General features: G+C 59.9%; 17 protein-coding genes and 2 tRNA genes. 9 read left to right on the forward strand and 10 right to left on the reverse strand.

All coding sequences use genetic code 11. From position 1 onward, the window contains the following. Nucleotide 1: 1 nt before the first annotated feature. Nucleotides 2–466 carry a hypothetical protein gene (locus HK23_RS07295; protein WP_061500519.1) on the forward strand — a complete coding sequence of 155 codons (465 nt, stop codon included), beginning with the start codon at nucleotides 2–4 and terminating at the stop codon, nucleotides 464–466. Between the two features lie 83 nt (nucleotides 467–549). Here HK23_RS07295 and HK23_RS07300 read toward each other — a convergent pair whose 3' ends face one another. The 4 genes from HK23_RS07300 to HK23_RS07315 all read right to left on the reverse strand — a co-directional run bounded on the left by HK23_RS07300 (nucleotide 550) and on the right by HK23_RS07315 (nucleotide 5666). Continuing rightward, nucleotides 550–1836, reverse strand: coding sequence for an Hsp70 family protein (locus HK23_RS07300; protein WP_086653469.1), 1287 nt, complete (start codon nucleotides 1834–1836; stop codon nucleotides 550–552). A gap of 3 nt (nucleotides 1837–1839) precedes the next feature. Continuing rightward, nucleotides 1840–3234 (reverse strand): dihydroorotase, encoded by a 1395-nt coding sequence (locus tag HK23_RS07305; RefSeq protein ID WP_086653470.1) that lies wholly within the window; start codon nucleotides 3232–3234, stop codon nucleotides 1840–1842. An 82-nt stretch (nucleotides 3235–3316) separates the two neighbouring features. Beyond that, nucleotides 3317–4720 (reverse strand): glutathione-disulfide reductase, encoded by a 1404-nt coding sequence (gene gorA / locus HK23_RS07310; RefSeq protein WP_086653471.1) that lies wholly within the window; start codon nucleotides 4718–4720, stop codon nucleotides 3317–3319. Nucleotides 4721–4751: 31 nt separating this feature from the next. Further along, nucleotides 4752–5666 (reverse strand): ferredoxin--NADP reductase, encoded by a 915-nt coding sequence (locus tag HK23_RS07315; RefSeq protein ID WP_373270316.1) that lies wholly within the window; start codon nucleotides 5664–5666, stop codon nucleotides 4752–4754. 241 nt (nucleotides 5667–5907) lie between these two features. Between HK23_RS07315 and HK23_RS07320 the strand changes: the two genes are divergently transcribed. Next, the gene (locus HK23_RS07320) at nucleotides 5908–8274 is read left to right on the forward strand and encodes a helicase-related protein (RefSeq protein ID WP_086653472.1); all 2367 of its coding nucleotides are present in this window, start codon (nucleotides 5908–5910) and stop codon (nucleotides 8272–8274) included. A gap of 72 nt (nucleotides 8275–8346) precedes the next feature. Here HK23_RS07320 and HK23_RS07325 read toward each other — a convergent pair whose 3' ends face one another. Continuing rightward, nucleotides 8347–9297, reverse strand: a complete 951-nt coding sequence (locus HK23_RS07325) for an SDR family oxidoreductase (RefSeq protein ID WP_086653473.1) — start codon at nucleotides 9295–9297, stop codon at nucleotides 8347–8349. Next, a complete protein-coding gene (locus tag HK23_RS07330; protein WP_231888128.1) occupies nucleotides 9294–9977 on the reverse strand; it encodes a DedA family protein in 684 nt (227 codons plus the stop codon). The genes HK23_RS07325 and HK23_RS07330 overlap by 4 nt, the downstream gene beginning before the upstream one ends. A gap of 227 nt (nucleotides 9978–10204) precedes the next feature. Here HK23_RS07330 and HK23_RS07335 point away from each other — a divergent pair, with 227 nt between their 5' ends. Continuing rightward, nucleotides 10205–12172 carry a S9 family peptidase gene (locus HK23_RS07335; protein ID WP_086653474.1) on the forward strand — a complete coding sequence of 656 codons (1968 nt, stop codon included), beginning with the start codon at nucleotides 10205–10207 and terminating at the stop codon, nucleotides 12170–12172. 140 nt (nucleotides 12173–12312) lie between these two features. Here HK23_RS07335 and HK23_RS07340 read toward each other — a convergent pair whose 3' ends face one another. The 4 genes from HK23_RS07340 to HK23_RS07355 all read right to left on the reverse strand — a co-directional run bounded on the left by HK23_RS07340 (nucleotide 12313) and on the right by HK23_RS07355 (nucleotide 15195). Then, a complete protein-coding gene (locus HK23_RS07340) occupies nucleotides 12313–13947 on the reverse strand; it encodes an NAD-dependent malic enzyme (RefSeq protein ID WP_063906827.1) in 1635 nt (544 codons plus the stop codon). Between the two features lie 323 nt (nucleotides 13948–14270). Beyond that, nucleotides 14271–14801: a transcription termination/antitermination protein NusG gene (gene nusG / locus HK23_RS07345; RefSeq protein WP_062250505.1), complete on the reverse strand. Its 531-nt coding sequence runs from the start codon at nucleotides 14799–14801 to the stop codon at nucleotides 14271–14273. Between the two features lie 9 nt (nucleotides 14802–14810). Then, complete coding sequence (gene secE, locus HK23_RS07350) at nucleotides 14811–15005, reverse strand: preprotein translocase subunit SecE (protein ID WP_025825930.1); 195 nt, start codon at nucleotides 15003–15005, stop codon at nucleotides 14811–14813. 113 nt (nucleotides 15006–15118) lie between these two features. Next, a tRNA-Trp gene (locus HK23_RS07355) sits at nucleotides 15119–15195 on the reverse strand. A 220-nt stretch (nucleotides 15196–15415) separates the two neighbouring features. On the opposite strand from HK23_RS07355, the gene HK23_RS07360 reads away from it, so the two are divergent. The 6 genes from HK23_RS07360 to atpC all read left to right on the forward strand — a co-directional run bounded on the left by HK23_RS07360 (nucleotide 15416) and on the right by atpC (nucleotide 21108). Next, nucleotides 15416–15489: transfer RNA gene (locus HK23_RS07360), tRNA-Gly, on the forward strand. Nucleotides 15490–16129: 640 nt separating this feature from the next. Further along, nucleotides 16130–16714 carry an ATP synthase F1 subunit delta gene (atpH, locus tag HK23_RS07365; protein WP_063906826.1) on the forward strand — a complete coding sequence of 195 codons (585 nt, stop codon included), beginning with the start codon at nucleotides 16130–16132 and terminating at the stop codon, nucleotides 16712–16714. Beyond that, entirely contained in the window at nucleotides 16714–18249 is a 1536-nt protein-coding gene (gene atpA / locus HK23_RS07370) for a F0F1 ATP synthase subunit alpha (RefSeq protein WP_086653475.1), read from the forward strand. Before atpH ends, atpA begins: the two co-directional genes overlap by 1 nt. 16 nt (nucleotides 18250–18265) lie before the next feature. Continuing rightward, nucleotides 18266–19165: a F0F1 ATP synthase subunit gamma gene (locus HK23_RS07375; protein ID WP_063906824.1), complete on the forward strand. Its 900-nt coding sequence runs from the start codon at nucleotides 18266–18268 to the stop codon at nucleotides 19163–19165. Nucleotides 19166–19196: 31 nt separating this feature from the next. Next, a complete protein-coding gene (gene atpD / locus HK23_RS07380) occupies nucleotides 19197–20669 on the forward strand; it encodes a F0F1 ATP synthase subunit beta (protein ID WP_043549205.1) in 1473 nt (490 codons plus the stop codon). Between the two features lie 28 nt (nucleotides 20670–20697). Further along, nucleotides 20698–21108, forward strand: coding sequence for an ATP synthase F1 subunit epsilon (gene atpC, locus HK23_RS07385; RefSeq protein ID WP_086653476.1), 411 nt, complete (start codon nucleotides 20698–20700; stop codon nucleotides 21106–21108). Nucleotides 21109–21234: the final 126 nt, after the last annotated feature.

The following is a 21234-nucleotide window of genomic DNA, read 5'->3' on the forward strand; positions in this document are numbered from 1 at the left end:
AATGAGGAAGGAAACCGCGTTTCTTATCGGGTTTCTGGTGCTGACCATTGGCACGGCATCGTTGATCTGGATGGTGGCGCTGCCCAATTTCAAGCCGGTGGTCTTCCCTCAGGTCGCCAGTGGCGAGATTGAGGTCGGCCCGATGCGGCACAAGCGGATGCTGAGCGCGGAAGAAGTGAAATCCGTGAATGACTGGCTGAGCGAGCATAAAAGCGGCTGGGGTCCACTGGGCCGCACGCCGCCGTCTTCCGGCGATTCGCGCCTGATGCTGAAAGACGCCAGCGGTAAAGATGTGCTGGCTCTTACGCTATGGACAGGCATTAGTGCCGCTGACTGGAATGACACGGTGTTTGTGGAAGCGCCGGATGGCTCCAAGGTCTATACGGAAAACTTTTCCGATAAAGCCTTCGCACCCCTGCGAGCCCTCGTGGACCTGCATGTTTTTAAACGGTCTGCATTTCCGTAAAACAGAAAGGGCGCGGGAGATATCCTCCTGCGCCCTTCTTCAAACACTCTGCGTTTTTCCGGCTTTGGATGAACGGGGTGGTCTCAGGCTGCGCGGCCTGACATCAGGGCCAGCCCTTCCGCCACGGAGACGAACTCGCCTCCGGCATCCACGCGGTCTTTTCCAAAACGATTGATAAACAGATTGCGCACCGCAGGTACAAAGGATGTGCCACCGGTCAGAAAGACGCGGTCAATATCCGACGCCGCAAGGTTGGCGTTTTCAAGCGCCTTGTCCACTGCGCCGCCAAACCGGGCGAGATCCGGGGCAATCCATTCTTCAAACTCCTGCCGGGTGATGGTGCGTTCCACCTTCAGCCGTTTGTGCTGGAATTTCAGCACCGTGCTGTCTGCCGAGGAGAGTGCGCTTTTGGCAGCTCCCACGGCACGGTAGAGGGCCTGCCCCTGCTGATCATTCACCAGATCAAGCAGAGCACGGAGTTTTTCCGGCTCGGCGGCGGTGCGGGTGACGTCTTCAATATCGCGCAGGGTCTGCGGGGTACGCATCAGTGCCAGACGGTGCCAGTGGCCAAGGCTTGCGTACCACTCAATCGGCACAGGCAAAGGCTGACCGCCCATAATCCGATAGGTGCTGTCCCGCCCGAGCAGGGGCGCGATAACGGTGTTGATAATGCGGAAATCAAACTGATCTCCCGCAATGCCCACGCCTGCATGCCCCAGCGGCGTGGCGCGGCCGGTTGCCGGGTCAAACCGCAGGACGGAGAAGTCACTGGTGCCGCCGCCAAAATCGCCCACCAGAATGGTGGTGGGTTTTTCCAGCCGCTGGGCAAAGCGCCAGCCTGCGGCTTCCGGCTCCCACGCAATACCAATCGGGCCGAAGCCTGCTGCGGTAAAGCTCTCGCGCAGGCGCTGTTCGCCCAGTGCATCATCCGCGCGGTCTCCGGCAAAATGCACAGGCCGACCGACCGTGACCTGCACGGAAGCCGGGTCAATTTTCACGGCTTCCATCAGATGCGTCAGGAAGCGCGCAATCAGCATTTCCAGCGTCATGCGGCGGCTGAAAATCTGTGTCTCGCGGAAGGATTTCTGCGCAAGGTAGGACTTCATGGACATAATCATGCGGCTTTCCGCAGGATCTTCCAGATAGGCATCAACCGCACCCGCGCCGATGGCTTCATGCAGCTTCAGGCGGCCGTGTTCTTCATCATGCCAGAAGCACAGCAGGGTGCGGCAGGTGTCGGATGCGTCGTGGTGGGGGAAGGTAAACCGGGCGGTCTCAGTCCGTCCGTCCGGGTGGGCCAGCACCACCACACTGTTGGTGGTGCCGAAATCAAGACCAATTTTCAGGCTGTTGGAAGGCGTCGTCGTCATGTTTCAGCGGGCAGCCTGCGGTCTGTCGGTTGCATCAAAACGGAGGGGTTCGCCAAGCGCCTTGTCCGCCAGCGTGCCTTCCCACATCACCTGATTACCCCGGATGATGGTGCCCACCGGGCGGCCCGTGACGGTCTGGCCCGCAAAGGGAGACCAGCCACAGCGGGAAGCCATCCAGCTCTGCTCCATGGTCCAGCGGGACTTGAGGTCCACGATGGAGAAATCGGCATCATACCCCACGGCAATGCGCCCTTTGCGCACCAGCCCGAACAGGCGCTGCGGCCCGGCGGAGGTCATGTCCACAAGGCGACGCAGGGTCAGGCGGTTATTGGCCACATGGTCCAGCATCAGCGGCAGCAGGGTCTGCACGCCCGGCATGCCGGAGGGAGAGGCCGGGTAGGGTTTTTCCTTGGCAGAGAGCGCATGCGGCGCGTGGTCAGAGCCGATAATGTCCGGCATGCCCTGACTGACCCAGTGCCACAGGCCATCCCGATGCGCGCCGGAGCGGATGGGCGGGTTCATCTGCGCCAGTGTGCCCAGACGGGGATAGGCTTCTTCCCCGGCGAGTGTCAGATGCTGCGGCGTCAGTTCGCAGGAGGCAATGTCCCGATGTGCGGAAATCAGTTCCAGTTCCGCCGGGGTGGTGATGTGCAGGATATGCACGCGCCGCCCGGTCTTGCGGGCCAGATGCAGGGCTCGGGTGGTGGCCCGCAGGGCGGTCTCATCATCACGCCAGACGGGGTGGGATGCGGGGTCACCTTCCACGCGGTAGTCCATGCGTTCTTTCAGGCGGGTTTCGTCTTCCGCATGAATGGCCACACGGCGCATGCCGGACCGCAGGACGCGTTCCAGCATGTCATCCTCGGAAATCAGCAGATTGCCGGTGGAAGACCCCATGAACACCTTGATGCCTGCCGTGCCCGGCAGCTTTTCCAGCTCACCGCACTGGTCGGCATTGTCCACGGTGGCACCCACGTAAAAGGCGTGGTCACACCACATGCGGTGCTTTGCGCGGGAAAGCTTGTAAGCCACGGCGTCCGGCGTGGACGTCGGCGGGCGCGTGTTGGGCATTTCAAACACGCCGGTTACGCCCCCCAGAACAGCGGCGCGGCTGCCAGTTTCGAGGTCCTCATTGGCCTCAGCGCCCGGCTCACGGAAGTGGACCTGCGTATCAATCACGCCCGGCAGAATGGTCAGCCCCGTGCAATCCACGGTGCGGGCGGCGTCGGCCTGCCCGCCAATGGCGGCAATCAGTCCATCCCGCACATACACATCCGTCTGCACGGTGGCGTCCGGCAGCACAACGGTGCCCCCTTTTAGAACCAGATCGTAAGATCCGCGGGCGTGAGCGGCAACGCTGCCCGGCGTGGGGCCAGACGGTGTGGGGGAGGAGGACATGGCGTTTTTCCTGTTCTGGCGGCTGGAAAAAGAAAAGCGGGGCGAGGCAGAGGGGCGAGGGCCGCGCCGGAGCGCGGTCGGGTCAGGACGCGGAGGCTGCGGGTGTTTCCCGTGTGCGGGTGCGCAGGGTCACCAGTTCCTCGGCGGAGGTGGGGTGAATGCCGATGGTGCGGTCAAAATCCTGCTTGGTCAGACCCGCAGTCACAGCGACCGCCACGCCTTGCAGCATTTCCGGCGCGTCATCACCCAGAATATGTGCGCCCATCACCTTCTGGCTGCTCTGCTGCACAACCAGTTTCATGACCGTCTTGCGGTCTTTGCGGCCGCTCAGCGTGTGGCGCATGGGGGTGAAGCGCGTGAAGTAGATATCCACCACGCCATGATGTGCGGCTTCCGTTTCCGTCAGGCCAACCGAGGCCATCGGCGGGGAGAAAAAGACGGCCTTGGGCGTGGTGTCGAAAGACCATTCCCGCGGCGGTGCTTTGCCGAACAGGCGGTCAGCCAGATTATGGCCCTCGGCAATAGCAACGGGGGTCAGGTTGATGCGGTCCGTCACGTCACCAATGGCATACACGCCCGGTTCCGTCGTCTGGCTGTTGGCATCCACCTTGATCTGCCCGAGATCCCCCACGGCAATGCTCGTTTTGTCGAGCCCAAGCTTTTCAATCTTGGGTTTTCTGCCGGTGGCGAAGAACACGCAGTCAGCTTCCAGCGTTTGCCCGTTATCCAGCGTGACGGTGTAGGTCTCGCCCTCTTTGGTCACACGGCTGGAGGAACAGCGCGGATGCTGGGTGATGCCACGCACGGTAATGGCCTCAGCCATTGCGGCGCGCATATCCTCATCAAACCCGCGCAAGGGGAGAGCCTGCCGGTAAACCAGATCCACCTGAGAACCTAAGCCTGCAAAAATTCCGGCAAATTCCAGCCCGATATAACCACCGCCGACAATCACCACGCGCTGCGGGCGGTCGGGCAGATGAAAGGCTTCGTCAGACGTAATGGCCAGCTCTGCTCCGGGAATATCCGGGCGCAAAGGGGTGGAGCCGGTAGCGATAACGATGTTTTTTGCCGTTACGGTGCGCGGCGCTTCATGCGGGGCAAGCGGAGAAGCCTCAACGCGCACGGTATGGGCATCCACAAAACGGGCATGGCCCGTCAGCAGGGTGATGCCTGCTTTCTCCAGCATGGAGACGTAAATGCCGTTCAGGCGAGTAATTTCTTTATCTTTGGCGGCAATCAGCGTGGCCCAGTCATGGGTGCCACGGGTGGAGGACCAGCCAAATGCGTGGCTGTCATCCACCAGATCACCATACTCACTGGCCTGAACCATGAGCTTTTTGGGCACGCAGCCCAGATTGACGCAGGTGCCGCCCCAGTGGCGGCTTTCCACCACGGCAACGCGCGCGCCATGCCCTGCGGCAATACGGGCACAGCGCACCCCGCCGGAGCCTGCTCCGATGACAAGAAGATCAAATTCATGCGTCATGGCGCAGGCTCCGTTTTTTAGTTCACTAACCTCAGCGTTCAGCGAAGGCCTTTTCCACTACGTAAGAACCGGGGTTGGACATATTGCCTTCATCAAACCCACGGGCCTGCAGCAGGGCTTCCGTATCCGCCAGCATTTCCGGTGACCCGCAGATCATCACACGATCATGCTCGGGGTCCAGTTCCGGGATGTTCAGATCCGTGAAGATCTTGCCGGATTCGATCAGCTTTGTGATGCGGTCCGTCACGGCAAAGGCTTCACGCGTCACAGCCGGGTAGTACAGCAGCTTGCCGGAGATGTCCTCGCCCAGAAACTCATGTTCCGGCAGTTCATGACGGATGTGGTTGGCATAGGCCAGCTCACCGGAAATACGCACTGTGTGGCTGAGAATGACGTGCTCGAACCGCTCATAGCAGTCCGGGTCTTTGATCAGGCTCATGAACGGTGCCAGACCTGTGCCGGTGGACAGGAAATACAGGTTCCGGCCCGGGCGCAGGTTGTCCAGCAGCAGCGTGCCGGTCGGTTTGCGGCCAATCAGAACCGTATCGCCTACTTTGACGTGGCGCAGGCGGGAGGTCAGCGGGCCTTCCGGCACGGCAATGGAGAGGAACTCCATCTCATCCGCGTAGTTGGGGGAGGCAATGGAGTAGGCGCGGAGCAGGGGCTTGCCGTTCAGTTCAATGCCGATCATGGCGAACTGGCCGTTTTCAAACCGCAGGCCGGGGTCACGCGTGGTGGTGAAGCTGAACAGACGGTCCGTCCAGTGATGCACCGTCAGCACCTTGGCCGGATACAGGTTGCCGTATTCCTTGGTCGGGGGGGCAAGATGCCAGACACCGTCCTGACCTTCTACCGGCAGGAGGCCTGTCGGGACTTCAGAGGCCGTCATTTTCGGCAGAATGTCGGAAAATGTTCCGGTTGACGTTTCAGACATGGTTTCAGACATGGGCCGCTTATACTCCGCTTGCAGCAGATCGAGAGGATATGCCCCGTAGCCGGCCTGTGGTCCCGGTGCGGACTCTTGAACGGCACGGAGGCGTGCTTCTGGTCGTGGCGCGTTTCTAAGGGGCCAGGAAGCAGGACGCCAGTGCAAATTCATCACGCGACGCTTTCTGGCAGCGCACAGGTGCGGTTTTATTGCTTTTTCAGCCATTGTTCCGCCCGCGCGGATGCCGCATGAATACGCTATGACATCAGAGACTTTCGCATCCCCCGCCCGTGAGGCCTTTGTTCGTGTTTCAGCCCGCACTGGTCTGAGTATCGAACCACGGGAAGAGCAGGACGTTCTGCGCCGTATCGCCCGCGCTCTGGAGCCGGGCGCGCGGGATATTGAGGATGACACCTATCGCGCCATTCTGTGCACGGCCCGGCGCAAGAAGCGTGTCTCCCGCCTTGTGGACCTCACGCGGCGCAGCGGCCGCATCTGGGTTTCACGCGATGAAATTGAAGAAGCCGTTGGAACTATAGAAGAACCGGAAGCGGATGACCGCGTGCTGGAACGCGCTCTGGCCCCGGTCTCCCGCGCGCGGCTGCGCTCTTACGGGGCTAACCCGCGGGCGGTTTTTGAGACTGTGCAGGCTGATCTGGTTGATACCGGGCGGGTGCTCTCCCCGGTCCAGACTGACCTGCTGCTGATGGCCATTGCGCTGGCGTTTGACCTGCCAGAGGGCGACCCGTTTCTGGACACGGCCCGCCGGGAAGAAGCTCAGAGGCAGAAGACAGCCAGCACCATTGAGCGCACAGCGCGGGAAAAGCGCGAGAAGGAAGAATCGCGCCTCCGCACGTGGGAAGAAAGTCTGGTCCCGTTTCAGGAAGTACCGCGCCTGCTGCGCTGCTCCCATAAGGAAGCGCTACGCTGGATTGCAGAAAACCGCCTGCCCGTGGCCCGAAAGGTCCGCGAATCGGGCGATCGGGAACGCTGGGAGTTTGACCCGGCAGAACTTATCGCCCTACGCGGCAAGCTGGGCGAGTGGCGTAATGGGGGCGCTCCGGCTGTTGCCGGGGCAGGGGGCAAGGCCCCGGATATGGGCCGCAAGGTGGCCAATTCCGTCATTGCCCGCGTGGCAGCCCTTGACCGTTACGCAGCCCATTTCCGCACCGCCCGGGCGCTGAACCGGCGCATTACCCTCGTCACCGGGCCGACCAACAGCGGCAAGTCCTACACGGCGCTGAATGCACTGGCGCAGGCGGATAGCGGATTGGCGCTCGCGCCCCTCCGTCTGCTGGCGCATGAATTCCGGGAGGCGCTGGCGTCTCGCGGGGTTGAGGCGTCCCTCGCAACCGGGGAAGAACGCATTCTGGTGCCCAGCAGCCGCCATCTGGCGGCCACGGTGGAGATGTGCCCGTTCTATAATCCGGTTGATGTTGCGGTGATTGATGAAGCGCAGATGCTCTTCGATACCGACCGTGGTGCGGCCTGGACGGCAGCCATTATGGGGGCACCGGCCCGCCACCTGTATGTGCTGGGTGCGCCGGACTGTATCCCCATGGTGCGGCGGATTGCCGAACTGTGCGGGGACCCGCTGGATGAAATTTCTCTGGAGCGCAAAAGCCCGCTGAAGCCGGCCACTCAGCCCGTGCGCTTGCAGGATCTTCAGGCCGGTGATGCGCTGATTGCGTTCTCCCGGCGCGAGGTGCTGGACCTGCGCGCGGCACTCATGCAGCACGGGCGGCGCGTCGCTGTGGTGTATGGGGCGCTCAGCCCCGAGGTCCGTCGGGCTGAAGCACAGCGCTTTAACTCTGGCGCTGCTGATATCCTGATTGCGACCGATGCCATTGGCATGGGCCTCAACCTGTCCATCAAGCGCGTGGTGTTTGCTGCCCTCAAGAAGTTTGATGGCAAGCAGACGCGTGATCTTACGGTGCAGGAGGTCAAGCAGATTGGGGGCCGTGCCGGGCGTTACGGCAAGCATGAAGTGGGCGTGGTGTCTGTGCTGAGTGGCGCGGGCAGCCCGTCTTTCATCCGTCGCCAGCTGGATGCGGACCCGGAAATGCCGGACGATCTGCGCCCCTTCGTGCAGCCCGATGCGGATATCGTCAAAGCCGTTGCGGCGGAAATCGGGTCGGAAAGCCTCTATGGCGTTCTCTCCCGTATTCATCGCGCCGTGTTGCGTAAGGATGACCCCAATTACCGTCTGGCGGATATGGAGCAGGCCTTTGCCATTGCTTCCGCGCTGGAAGGGGTGGACGGGCTGGACCTCACCACCCGCTGGTCCTACGCCATGTGCCCGGTGGATGACCGGGATAACGGCATCCGCCGTCTGGTAGGCTGGGCAGCCGACCACGCCGCAGGCCGCCGCGTTCTGCCGCCCGGCACAGGGCGTCTGCCGCCAAGTGAGCGCGCCAGCCGCGAAGAGCTGGAACGCGCAGAAAAACGGCATAAGCGACTGGTTGCCTGGCGCTGGCTGGCCCTGCGCTTTCCGGAATTCTACCCGGACCGGGAAGATGCGGAAGAAACCACACGCCGCCTGAATGAGTGGATTGAAAACGTGCTGCGGCAGCAGAGCCGCACCCGCAGTTCCTCTCCGGGCAGCAGTTCCCGCAGACGCGGCTAACTAAAAAAGCCTCCCCGCTTCTGGCGTGGGAGGCTTTTTTATAACCGTATGGATGCTGAACGTCTGGGGCTGTTACCAGGCGACACCCGTCAGGCGTTCAGACACGTCCCACAGGCGGGCGGCCGTGCTGATTTTCTGGGCGGCAGGCGGGACTTTGGCCGGGCCCGGAGGGCCGCGCCGTTCACCAGTGCCCTGTGGCCCGTAATAGTCCCCATCACGCGCAGCCGGAGAGAGGGCCGCATAAAGCAAAGGTTCTGCCCCGCGGGCAGCAGACTGCCCCATCACGCGCAGAACAGCAGTGCCAATCACCTGCTCCGCCTTGCCGACCGCGCCGGGCAGGCTTGAGGCCGGACCATTGGCAATAATGGATGTGGAAGACCAGCCGGGGTGCGCGGCGCGGGAATGAATGTTCCAGCCATTTTCCCCAGCCCGTCGGGCCAGTTCCCTTGCAAACAGCAGGTTGGACAGCTTGCTTTGTTGATACGCGCCAAAGGGGCTGTAACGGCGGCGGGACTGCAAATCATCAAAATGGATCGCGCCCTTGCAGGCGGCCAGACTGGCGACAGTCACCACCGTGCCACCACCGGACGCCGCTTCCAGCAGAGAGCGCAGGCGGGTGGTCAGCGCAAAATGGCCCAGATGGTTGGTACCAAACTGCATTTCAAACCCGTCAGCCGTTTCCTGCCTGCGGGCAAGGGCCATCACGCCCGCATTGTTCACCAGAAAATCCAGTCGACTGGTCCGATGAGCTACCTCGGTCGCACAGGTCGCAATGGAGTCCAGTGAGGCAAGATTAAGTGTGAGCAGCTCAGCCTCAGCACCGGGGCAGCGGGCCTGCAGGGCAGCCAGAGCAGCCTCACCCCGCGCGGCACTGCGCACAGGCAGCAGCAGGCGCGCGCCACGCGTGGCCAGACCACAGGCGACTTCAAACCCAAGGCCGCTATTGCCGCCTGTGACCAGAGCCACACGCCCTTTCAGGCTGGGCTGGCGATTGGTCACAGACCATTCATGCTTACCGATCATGAGGGCATAATCCGCAGGCGTTCATCTTTTTCTGCTGCAGCCAAGGCTTCCTCCGTCAGACGTTTCTCATTGCGTTTCAGGAAAAGGAATGAAGCAATGATGATTGTCGCGGCGCAAACTCCGAAGACAATTCCCAACGGCCCCGAAAGCCGCAACACTTCATTCCCCAGCAAATAGGTGCAGATGGCATAGCCCCCTGCCCAGCAAATGCCGCCCAGCGCATTGTGCCACAGGAACGTGTGCCAGGGCATATGGTTCGCTCCGGCCAGCAGGGCGACAAACATGCGCAGCACGGCAATAAAGCGGCCAAAGAACACAACCGACCCGCCGTGTTTGAGGAACACATACCGTCCCAGCAGCAGGCGGTTGGGGGTCAGGCCAAATTTGGGGCCGTATTTCTGCAGCAGTCGCAGGCCCAGCGCCCGGCCAATCAGATAGCCAAAATTGTCCCCCATGATCGCCCCGATCACGGCGGCAATCACCACCCCGCTAATATGGAGTTTATGCGTGGTGGCACAGAACAGCGCCCCGGTGATGATCAGGCTCTCGGCAGGAAGCGGAAGCCCCATGCTCTCAAGCATGACCACGACGCCAATCACGGCATAACCGTAATGGGAGAACAGGCTGTTCAGGTAATGCAGTGAAAAAATGGATTCGAGAGAGTGTAACAGGACAAACAATCCACTTCTGGCTGGGCAGGCGTCAAAGGGGGCAGCAGGAACAGTTTCCGCCGCAGACTGTCAAGCCTCAGCGTGTTTCAGGCTTTGCTGCATCCGGGTCCGGGCGCACGGTGCGCCTCTTCTGTCCTACGGGTGTGCCGGGGAACTCTTTTCCAGTCATACGCCTGTATCTGTTGCAGGAATTACGGTTTGATAGACTGTAAGTGTGTTGTTCCGGAGTGCCTTATATGTCTGATCTGCCTTTTTCCTCTTCTGTTGCACCGGGTGCCCCCGTGCCGATGCCCTGTGGCACGTGGCCGTCCCGTGTGACGGCGGCTCTGGTGGCGGGGAAGACGCTCTCGCTCTCTGAAGTTAACGCTGATGGCAACGTGGTGTTCTGGCTGGAACGTCGTCCGGCAGAAAAAGGCCGCTCTGTCCTCATGCGCTGGGTCGAAGGGCAGGGCGTGGCGGAAGCACTTCCCGCAGGCTTTGATGTCGCGACCCGCGTGCATGAATATGGTGGCGGGGCGTATGCCGTGCGGGCTGGTCGCATTGCGTTTTCTGACAAACGGACTGGAGCGGTCTGGCTGGTGGCGCAACCGGGGGCGGACCCCGTGCAGGTCGCGGGGGAAGACGGGCTGCGTTATGCGGACCTGCGGTTTGACCTGACGGCCAGCACAGTTCTGGCTGTGCGGGAAGATCATCGCGGTGGCGGTGAGGCCAAAGCGGCTCTGGTCGCGCTGAAACTCCCAACAGAAGGCACGCAGGCGGAAGAGGTTGTGCTGTATAGCGGCCCGGATTTCCTCTCTTCTCCCTCAGTCTCACCCGATGGCACGCGCATGGCGTGGGTGGAATGGCAGCACCCGGATATGCCGTGGGATGCCACGCGCCTGTGTCTGGCAGAGGTCACGCGGGATGCGGAAGGGCGGATCACGGCGCTGAGCAAGAAACAGGTTCTGGCAGGCACAGAGCAGCGCGAATCGGTGCTGGAACCACGCTGGACCGAGAGCGGGCAGTTGCTGGCTATTTCTGACCGGTCCGGTTGCTGGACCGTATGGGACGTACAGTTTCAGCAGACTCCGCCCGCCCTGATGCCCTGCTCCATGCCAGAGGGCGAGATTGGGCAGCCTGCATGGGTGTTTGGTCAGCGGAGTTATCAGCCCTTGCCGGAGGGAGGCTGTCTGGTGCTGGCGGTGCGCGATGGCCGCACAACCTGCCTGTATCAAACAGCGCAGGGACAGGCTCTGGCGTTTGCGGCCCACCCCGATCAGTGCCCTGTGCCGTTGGCTGATGGTCGGTTTGCCTGGCTGGAGGTGCCTGACGATGCGCTCCCTGCCGTGGTTGTCGGCAGCATGACCAAAGGGGCGGAACAGGTGTTGCAGCGTGCCGCAACGCTCGACCTCGCGCCGGAGGATATTTCCCGTGCGGAAACCATCCGCTTCCCCGTGCCGGGGCAGAACGGTGTTCTGGGTCATGCACTGTTCTACCCACCCGCCAACAGTCGGGCCTGTGTGCCGGAGGGTATGTTGCCGCCCATGATTGTGCAGGTGCATGGCGGCCCCACAGCGCGGGCGCAGGAAGGGTTTTCCTTCAAGGTGCAGTGGTGGACGTCTCGCGGATTCGCGGTGCTGGACGTCAATTATGGTGGCTCCACCGGGTTCGGGCGGGCATGGCGTGAGCGGCTGAATGGCGCGTGGGGTGTAGTGGATGTGGCGGATTGCATTGCCGCCTGCCGGCATATGGTGGCCACGGGCTGCGTGGACCCGAAGCGTCTTGCCATTCGCGGCTCCAGCGCCGGGGGCATGACCGTGCTGGTGGCACTGGCCGAATCGGATCTGTTTGCCGCCGGGGTCAGCCTGTATGGCGTGACAGACCTGCGGGCGCTGGCGCAGGAGACACATAAATTCGAGGCGCGTTATCTGGATGGGCTGATCGGTCCATGGCCGGAGACAGAAGCGGTCTATCTGGCGCGCTCACCGCTATCCGTGGCGCACAAGATCAAGGCGGCGGTGCTGCTGCTACAAGGGTCTGACGATAAGGTCGTGCCGCCGGGGCAGGCCCATGCCATGGCAAAGGCACTGGAAGAAGCGGGTTCCCCCTGCACCCCGCATGAATTCCCCGGTGAGGGGCATGGGTTCCGTCAGGAGACCACCATTCGGAAGGCGCTGGAAGAAGAACTGGCGTTTTATGGCCGTGTGTTCGGGTTTGAAGTGTGAAGGGCGTGTGAATACGCGTTTGTGATCAGACAAAGCGCGCAACGGCTGAGACGTTTTCTCATCTGCTGACGTTAACGCTAAAAAAAGAAAAAGGCCGAATCATCCCTGTGGACGATTCGGCCTTTTTGTATGCGCCGGGCTTAGTGTTCGTAGCGCGGCGTGTAGATCAGGCTTTCAATCCATGCCCGGATATCCTGCGGGCGTTCCACCGTGGCGGCCCCCTGATCGAAAATGAATTCCGCAATGCGCGTGGCGGAGGTAATGGACACTTCCAGAATCTCGCTCTGCGGCGGGAACAGCCGGCCCCGTTCCTGTGCCGCCGGATCAACCTGATCCGCCAGTGCCTTGGCGGCCTTAATCACCATGTCATCGGTAATCAGATCCGGGCAGGTGGCGTAAACAGCCAGACCCAGAGCCGGGAAAATGTAGAAGTTGTTAGCCTGACCGGGGTAGAAGGTTTTGTCGTTCAGGGTCACTTCCGGATATTGCAGACCAGCGGCAAACAGCGCCCGCCCATCGGACCAGGTGTAAGCCTGCTCTGCCGTGCATTCCCCGTTTTTGGCAGGCAGCGAAAGTGCGAAGATAATGGGCCGCTCGTTCAGCGCGGCCATTTCTTCCACAACCGCCTGCGTAAAGGCGCCACCACAGGTGGACACGCCGATCAGAATGGTCGGCTTCACCGCTTTGACCATAGCCAGCAGGTCACGTGACGGCGGCATGTCCTTGGCAAAACGGGCCTGCTGAGGGGAAAGGTCGGTGCGGGATTTTTCCAGCAGACCATCCACATCCATCAGGGTCATGCGGGAGACGGCTTCTTCCTCAGACATCCCTTCTTTCTGCATGGCCGTAACCAGCATGTTGGCAATGCCCAGCCCGGAAGAGCCCGCGCCGAGGAAGAGCACTCGCTGTTCGGTCAGCGGTTCGTTCTTGATGCGCAGAGCGGTCGTCAGGCCGGCAAGCGTGACGGCGGCTGTGCCCTGAATGTCGTCATTATAGCAGCGGACGCGCGGATAATATTTTTCCAGATACCGGATGGCATCCGTGCCTTTCCAGTCCTCAAAATGCAGGCAGCAGCGGGGGAAGACGGTCTGTACGGCCTGCACAAACTCTTCCACAAACTCGTCCAGAACATCCTGCGTGGGTGGTTCACGCCGCAGGCCCAGATAAAGCGGGTCTGCCCGCAGAGCGCTGTTGGTGGTGCCAATGTCAAGCTGGATGGGGAGCAGCGGCTCAGGCGGCACAGCGCCGCAAGCCGTGTAGAGGTGCAGTTTGCCGATGGGGATGCCCATCCCGTTCACGCCGATATCGCCGAGGCCCAGAATCCGGCCGCCTGTGGTGACGCAAATGACACGCACATCGTCCACCGGCCAGTTGCGCAACACTTCTTCTATCCGGCCCTTCATCTCCAGGCTGATATACATGCCGCGGGGGCGGCGGTAGATATGGCTGAACTGCTGGCAGACGGCCGCCAGTGTTGGCGCGTAGATGATGGGCACATACTTGGCCGGGTTGGACATCAGAACCCGGTAAAACAGGGTCTCGTTCTGGTCTCGCAGGCCGCTCAGATAAATATACCGCTCAAGATCACTCGGTTTGGCTTCCAGGTGCCGATGGATGCGCTCAACCTGCCGGTCCAGACTTTCGACATGCGTAGGCAAAAGCCCTTCCAGCCCATACTGCCGCCGCTCCTCAGCCGTAAAGGCTGTGCCCTTGTTCTGACTGGCGTCATTCAGGAGGGACATTCCCCGGAGATGAGGGATGGAGGCTTTTGGCATTATAAACCCTTCAAACATGGTGAGACGTCAAAACGCATCGTGTGTGTAAAATCGCACACAGACGCAGGGATGCTCTTCTTATTGTGAAAGTAACAAAAATTTTTGCCCCGAAGTCTGAAAATTTCATGACGGAGCCATGTTCGGTGCAGAAAATTAATAAAATGTGCCAGCACCGCTCAATCCTCCACGGCAGTCGGGCTACCTGAGTCTTGTGCCTGAAACGCGGTACCCTGCAGGGCGTTCAAAGGCGCGGGCCATAAAAAAAGAGGCGGCACAAGGCCACCTCTTTTTTAAAACTTCTCAGATCCAGAGATCGGATAAAATCAGAGTTTTTCAACCTGACCATATTCCAGATCGACCGGGGTCGAACGACCAAAGATGGAAACGCTGACTTTCAGGCGTCCCTTTTCTTCATCAATCTCTTCAATCACACCATTGAAGGAGGTGAACGGCCCATCCGCCACGCGGATCTGCTCACCAATTTCAAAGGTCACGGCAGAACGCGGATGCTGGATGCCTTCCTGCGCCTGCTTGATGATACGCTCAGCTTCTGCGGCGGAAATGGGGGTCGGGCGGTTCTTTGTGCCAAGGAAACCCGTTACCTTCGGGGTATCCTTGACCAGATGCCAAGACTCATCCGTCATTTCCATCTTCACCAGCACGTAGCCGGGGAAGAACTTGCGCTCGGCATTCACTTTCTGACCGCGACGCATTTCGATGACTTCTTCTGAGGGAACCAGAATTTCATCGATATGGTCAGCAAGACCCTTCTGTGCTGCCTGCTCGCGAATATGCTGGGCGATTTTTTTCTCGAAGCCCGAATAGACGTGGACCACGTACCAACGTTTGGCCATGTCGTTTCCTCAGCCTCCCAGCCCGAACAATTGACGCACGCCGAGACCAATCAGTTGGTCAACGACAAAGAAGAACACAGATGCAAGCCCAGCCATGGCAAGCACCGCACCTGTTGTGATGAAAGTAGCACGTCGGGACGGCCATGTGACCCGTTCGGCCTCGGCACGCACATCACGCAGAAACTTACCGGGACTGACCGACACGAACTATCCTCTCTCCACTGCCCGGTCCGATCTGGTTTGGACAGACGGCGCAGCCAATATCTTTCTGTCGGAAAACGCCGCAGGCTTTGCGGGGCTTTCCAGCCAGTGTTGTCTGGCAGGGGTGGAGGGTCTCGAACCCACAACCTCCGGTTTTGGAGACCGGCGCTCTAGCCAATTGAGCTACACCCCTGCAGTGCGACAAGCCGACGCGGAAAGCAGGTATAACGGAAATCCGTCAGCCTGACCACCCATACGCGGCCCTTGCAGGAGGCGGAACAAAATATGTTGTGGCCCTAAAGTCAAGAGGCAGAAAACAATATCCTGTCAGATTGTGGAAAGAAGACGCAAAAAGTCCCCTCATCAGGGGGTTGCGAAGCGGTGCGGTTTGAGGGTAATAAGCCTCTCAGAGCGCGGGCGTAGCATAGTGGTAATGCTGTAGCCTTCCAAGCTACCGAGGAGGGTTCGATTCCCTCCGTCCGCTCCAAAATAAATTTCCCCAAAAATTAAAATTTTCTGCTGCCATGACTTAAGGCGAGAATTTTGCGCGCTATCGTATGGCGTCATGTTTTGCTGTGTTTTTTAGCGTGCGTGGTGCCCGCCACGCCGTCCTTTCCTGCTCTGAAGGATTCGGGGAGGGTTAGATCGGGCGCTTCATTAAATGGATATGTGGCAGCCGGGGGTGGGTGGCAATCTGCCCGACGCCTGTGAAGGATGCCTTCATGATAAAAGGCGCGTGCGTGAGCCCAGTGCGGAGTGCGGCCGTCCGCTGATGGATTCGCTGTTATCGAGCGCGTTGTGTCCCGGTGTGGTCGGGCAGCTCTCTCGTGAGCGGGTGCGAGAATATTTTCAGCAAAGATTTTCCACAGGACGCTCAAGGCCTCAAATGCGCGGAAATGCGCGCAAAGCGGTCTCTGCCGAGATGTTTTTTTGTCGAAAAGGTCATTTTCATGCGGCCCGACAGCGGGAAACCGGGGGCGTGGGTTCATTTTGGAAGAGGCTGCCGGTTGCGTGGCCGGTTTCAGCATGCTAGAGGCCGCGCCGACGCATGCTTGTGGCTAGATACAGCCAGAGGCGGAGTCATGTATGTGGAATGCCGGCGCGCACAGAAGGAAAGAGCCTAAAGAGTGGTGGCCTCGGGCGTAACGACAGCACAACCGGTTGCTTTTGCTTCCAACGGTCTCGAAGGCCGTTATGCAACTGCGCTTTATGAACTCGCAGCGGAACAGCAGCAGCTGGATGCAGTGCTTGATGAATGTGCGGCACTTGCCCGCCTGATCGATGAGAGTGCCCCTCTGCGCACTGTTCTGGATGATCGGCGGCTTGATATCCGTGTCTCCCGCAAGGCTGTTCTGGCCGTGCTGGACGCACAGGGTTTTTGCCAGACTCTTAAGAATTTCGTGGGTGTCGTTGCTGACAACCGCCGTCTGCCGAATTTGCGGCAGATTATGGCGGCAGTCGATGCCCTCGCTTCAGCCCGCCGTGGTGAAGTGGTTGCGGATGTCACATCCGCCCAGCCGCTCACAACCACGCAGCGCGCCCAGCTTCAGGTTCGTCTGGCCGAAGCCGGTTATTCCCGCATTACTATCCGTGAGCGTGTCGACGCATCCCTTCTCGGCGGCCTTGTCGTCCGTGTTGGGGCCAAGCTTTATGACGCCAGTCTTCAGACCCGCCTGTTTCGTTTGCATTACGCCATGAAGGGAGCCGCGTGATGGAAATCCGTCCCGCAGAGATTTCGGATATCCTCAAGCAGCAGATTGCTTCGTTCGACAAAGAATCCGATGTTGTCGAAACCGGCACTGTCCTGTCTGTCGGCGACGGCATTGCCCGTGTGTTCGGCCTGCAGCATGTGATGGCAGGGGAGCTCGTTGAGTTCCCGGCCTCCGGCCAGAAAGGCATGGCGCTGAACCTTGAGAGCGATAACGTTGGTATCGTGATCTTTGGTGATGACACCAACATCCGTGAAGGCGACACTGTCAGCCGTTCCGGTGTGGTGGTTGAAGTCCCCACAGGTAAAGGTCTGCTGGGCCGCGTAGTTGACGGTCTGGGTAACCCGATCGACGGCAAGGGCCCGCTGGCTGACGTTGAAATGCGTCGCGCTGAAGTGAAGGCTCCCGGCATCATGCCGCGTCAGTCCGTCAGCGAGCCGATGCAGACCGGCATTAAAGCCATTGACGCCCTCGTGCCCGTCGGGCGCGGTCAGCGTGAACTGGTGATTGGTGACCGTCAGACCGGTAAGACGACCATTCTGACCGACACGATCCTCGCTCAGAAGACCGTCAATGACGAAGGCGACGACAAAAAGTCCCTTTACTGCATCTACGTTGCGATTGGTCAGAAGCGCTCCACGGTTGCACAGCTTGTGCGTCTGCTGGAAGAAAAAGGCGCGATGAAATATTCCATCGTCGTCGCAGCAACCGCGTCCGATCCGGCTCCCCTGCAGTACCTGGCACCGTATGCTGCCTGTGCAATGGGTGAGTATTTCCGTGACAACGGCATGCACGCTCTGATCTGCTATGATGACCTGTCCAAGCAGGCCGTGGCTTATCGTCAGATGTCTCTGCTGCTGCGTCGTCCGCCGGGCCGTGAAGCCTATCCGGGTGACGTGTTCTACCTGCACTCCCGTCTGCTGGAACGTGCTGCAAAAATGTCTGACGCCAACGGCGCTGGTTCTCTGACGGCTCTGCCGGTCATTGAAACGCAGGCTGGTGACGTGTCCGCCTACATCCCGACCAACGTGATTTCCATCACCGACGGGCAGATCTTCCTTGAGACCGATCTGTTCTACCGTGGTATCCGTCCGGCCGTGAACGTTGGTGGCTCCGTGTCCCGCGTTGGGTCCGCCGCACAGATCAAGGCGATGAAGCAGGTTGCTGGCAAGATTAAGCTGGAACTGGCTCAGTATCGTGAAATGGCTGCCTTCTCTCAGTTCGCGTCCGATCTGGACCCGGCAACGCAGAAGCAGCTTGCTCGTGGTGCCCGTCTGGTTGAACTGCTGAAGCAGCCCCAGTCTTCTCCGCTGACGGTTGAAGAACAGGTGATTGTGCTGTTTGCAGGCACCCGTGGCTTTATTGACGGCATCCCCGTTGATAAAGTTGTGGCCTGGGAACACGCTCTGCTGGCTGATCTGCCGAACGGTGGGAAAGATATTCTGGCAACCATTGGTAAAGAGCGTCAGCTGTCCAAAGACACTGAAGCCCGCCTGACGGAATATCTGACCACCTTCAACCGCAACTTCGGCGGCTGAGGAGCAGGACTTATCCATGGCTTCCCTCAAGGAACTCCGCGCTCGTATCGGAAGTATCAAGTCGACACGGAAGATCACCAGCGCGATGAAAATGGTCGCGGCCGCAAAATTGCGCCGCGCCCAGGCCAGTGCTGAGGCTGCTCGTCCGTATGCTGCCGCCATGCGGCGGATGCTGGGTGAACTTGCTGCTGCCACGAAGGGGGAAGAGGGTGCGCCGCGTCTTCTGGCCGGAACGGGGCAGGATAAGGTTCATCTGCTGATCCCGATCACCAGTGATCGCGGGCTGTGCGGTGGCTTCAACTCCAACGTGCACCGGCTGACTCTTCAGACCATCAAGAAGCTTCAGGCTGAAGGCAAGACCGTCAAACTGCTGCCGGTTGGCCGTCGTGCCCTGAACTTCTTTAACCGCGAACATGCCGACCTGATCGTTGATAAGGTCATCGGGTTCAGCGGTAAGGACGTTCCGTTTTCTGTAGCAAGCGGCCTTGGTGACAAGGTGAATGCTCTGCTGGAAGCTGGCGAAATCGACGTTTGCACGCTTGTGTTCAACAAGTTCAGAAACGCGATGACGCAGGTTCCGGCATGCCAGCAGCTTGTGCCCATGGTGATGGATGATGCCGAGGCGAAAGCCGATGCTGCCTCCACCACGGCAGACGATGCAGCGCAGTACGAATTTGAACCGGATGAAGCAACGCTTCTGGCAATGCTCCTTCCGCGGAATTTGCAGGTTCAGATCTACGCTTCGCTGCTGGAAACAGCCGCAGGTGAGAACGGCGCCCGCATGACGGCCATGGATAACGCCACGCGCAATGCAGGCCGGACCATCGACAGTCTGAGCAAGGTCTATAACCGGACCCGTCAGACCAATATTACTAACGAACTGATCGAAATCATCTCGGGCGCACAGGCTGTCTGAGCCCGCTCGTTTGCCCCGCAGGAGCTGACCCATGTCGGATACCACAACCCAGACCCAGGCCCCTGCGGCCACAAAGACCAATTCTGTTGGCCGCATCACCGAGATCAGAGGGCCGGTTGTTGACGTGCAGTTCGAAGGTGAACTGCCGAAAATTCTCAACGCCCTTCACGTCAAGCTGGGTGAACAGACTCTGGTGCTTGAAGTGGCCCAGGAAATTGGCGAGCACGAAGTGCGTTGCATTGCCATGGACACCACCGACGGTCTGGTCCGCGGCGCAGAAGTGTCCGATACCGGCACGCAGATTTCTGTTCCGGTCGGCCCCGAGACCCTTGGCCGTATCCTGAACGTTATCGGTGAGCCGATCGACGAAAAAGGTCCGATCAAGACCGCACGTCGCGCTCCGATCCACCGTGATGCCCCGTCTTTTGAAGAGCAGGCTGCTGCTTCTGAAATCCTGATGACGGGTATTAAGGTTGTTGACCTGCTTTGCCCGTACCTCAAGGGCGGTAAAGTCGGCCTGTTCGGCGGTGCCGGCGTGGGCAAGACCGTTATTATTCAGGAACTGATCAACAACATCGCTAAGGCGCACGGTGGTGTGTCCGTGTTTGCTGGTGTTGGTGAGCGTACCCGTGAAGGTAACGACCTGTATTACGAAATGCAGGACGCTGGCGTTATCAAGCTGGACGAAAACAACAACACCGAGGGCTCCAAAGTGGCTCTGGTGTTCGGCCAGATGAACGAACCGCCGGGTGCCCGTGCCCGTGTTGCTCTGTCCGGTCTGACGCTGGCTGAATACTTCCGTGACGAAGAAAGCCAGGACGTGCTGTTCTTCGTGGATAACATCTTCCGCTTCACGCAGGCTGGCTCTGAAGTGTCCGCTCTGCTGGGCCGTATTCCGTCCGCAGTGGGCTACCAGCCGACGCTGGCTACGGAAATGGGTGCGCTGCAGGAACGTATTACGTCCACCAAGAAGGGCTCTATTACGTCCGTTCAGGCCGTGTATGTTCCCGCGGATGACCTGACCGATCCGGCTCCGGCTGCGACCTTCGCCCATCTTGACGCCACGACCGTGCTGAACCGCTCCATTGCTGAAATGGGCATCTACCCGGCCGTTGACCCGCTGGACTCCACGTCCCGTTCTCTGGACCCCGCTATTGTGGGTGAAGAGCACTACAACGTGGCGCGTGACGTGCAGCGTATTCTGCAGACCTACAAGTCTCTGCAGGACATCATCGCCATTCTGGGTATGGATGAACTGTCTGAAGACGATAAGCTGATTGTGGCCCGTGCACGCCGCATCCAGCGCTTCCTGTCTCAGCCGTTCCACGTGGCAGAAGTCTTCACGGGTGCACCGGGTAAGCTGGTTTCCGTGGCAGACACAGTTCGCTCCTTCAAGGCGATCTGTGCCGGTGAGTATGATGACCTGCCGGAAGCTGCGTTCTACATGGTTGGCACGATTGAAGAAGCCGTTGCCAAGGCAGAAAAAATGAGGGAATCGGTCTAACAACCGGTTCCGGGAAGGAACAGCATTCATGCCGATCCAGATCGAGATCATCAGCCCTGAAAAGGTTCTGGTGTCGCGTGAAGTAGATATGGTGGTCATGCCGGGTGCGGAAGGCGATATCGCCGCCATGCCCGAGCGTGCCCCCATGATGCTTCTGCTGCGTGGTGGTGTTGTCTCACTGTACGAAAATGATGCCGTGACGGACCGTTTCTTCGTCGGTGGTGGCTTTGCGGACATGACAGCAACCCGTTGCACCATTCTGGCTGATAAAGCCGAGCCTGTGAGCGAAATCTCTATTGATAACGCCACAGCCACGCTCGAAGCGCTGACGGAAGCCTGGGACAAAGCCGACAAGACCGATATCTCGCGTCTGGACGTGCTTCAGGACAAAATCCTGTCTGTGCGTGCTGAAATCGAAGCCGGCTCTTTCGCGTCCTGAACAAGAGCCGGGGTCTTCCCGGTTTCTGTCCCAGCAGACGTTGAATCATCGACCAGTTTCAAAAAAAGCCACCTTTGCGGTGGCTTTTTTTTATGCGCTGACTTCGGCTTGAAAGCCTCAAGTGGG

This window comes from Acetobacter malorum (assembly GCF_002153605.1).
Classification (GTDB): Bacteria; Pseudomonadota; Alphaproteobacteria; order Acetobacterales; family Acetobacteraceae; genus Acetobacter; species Acetobacter malorum_A.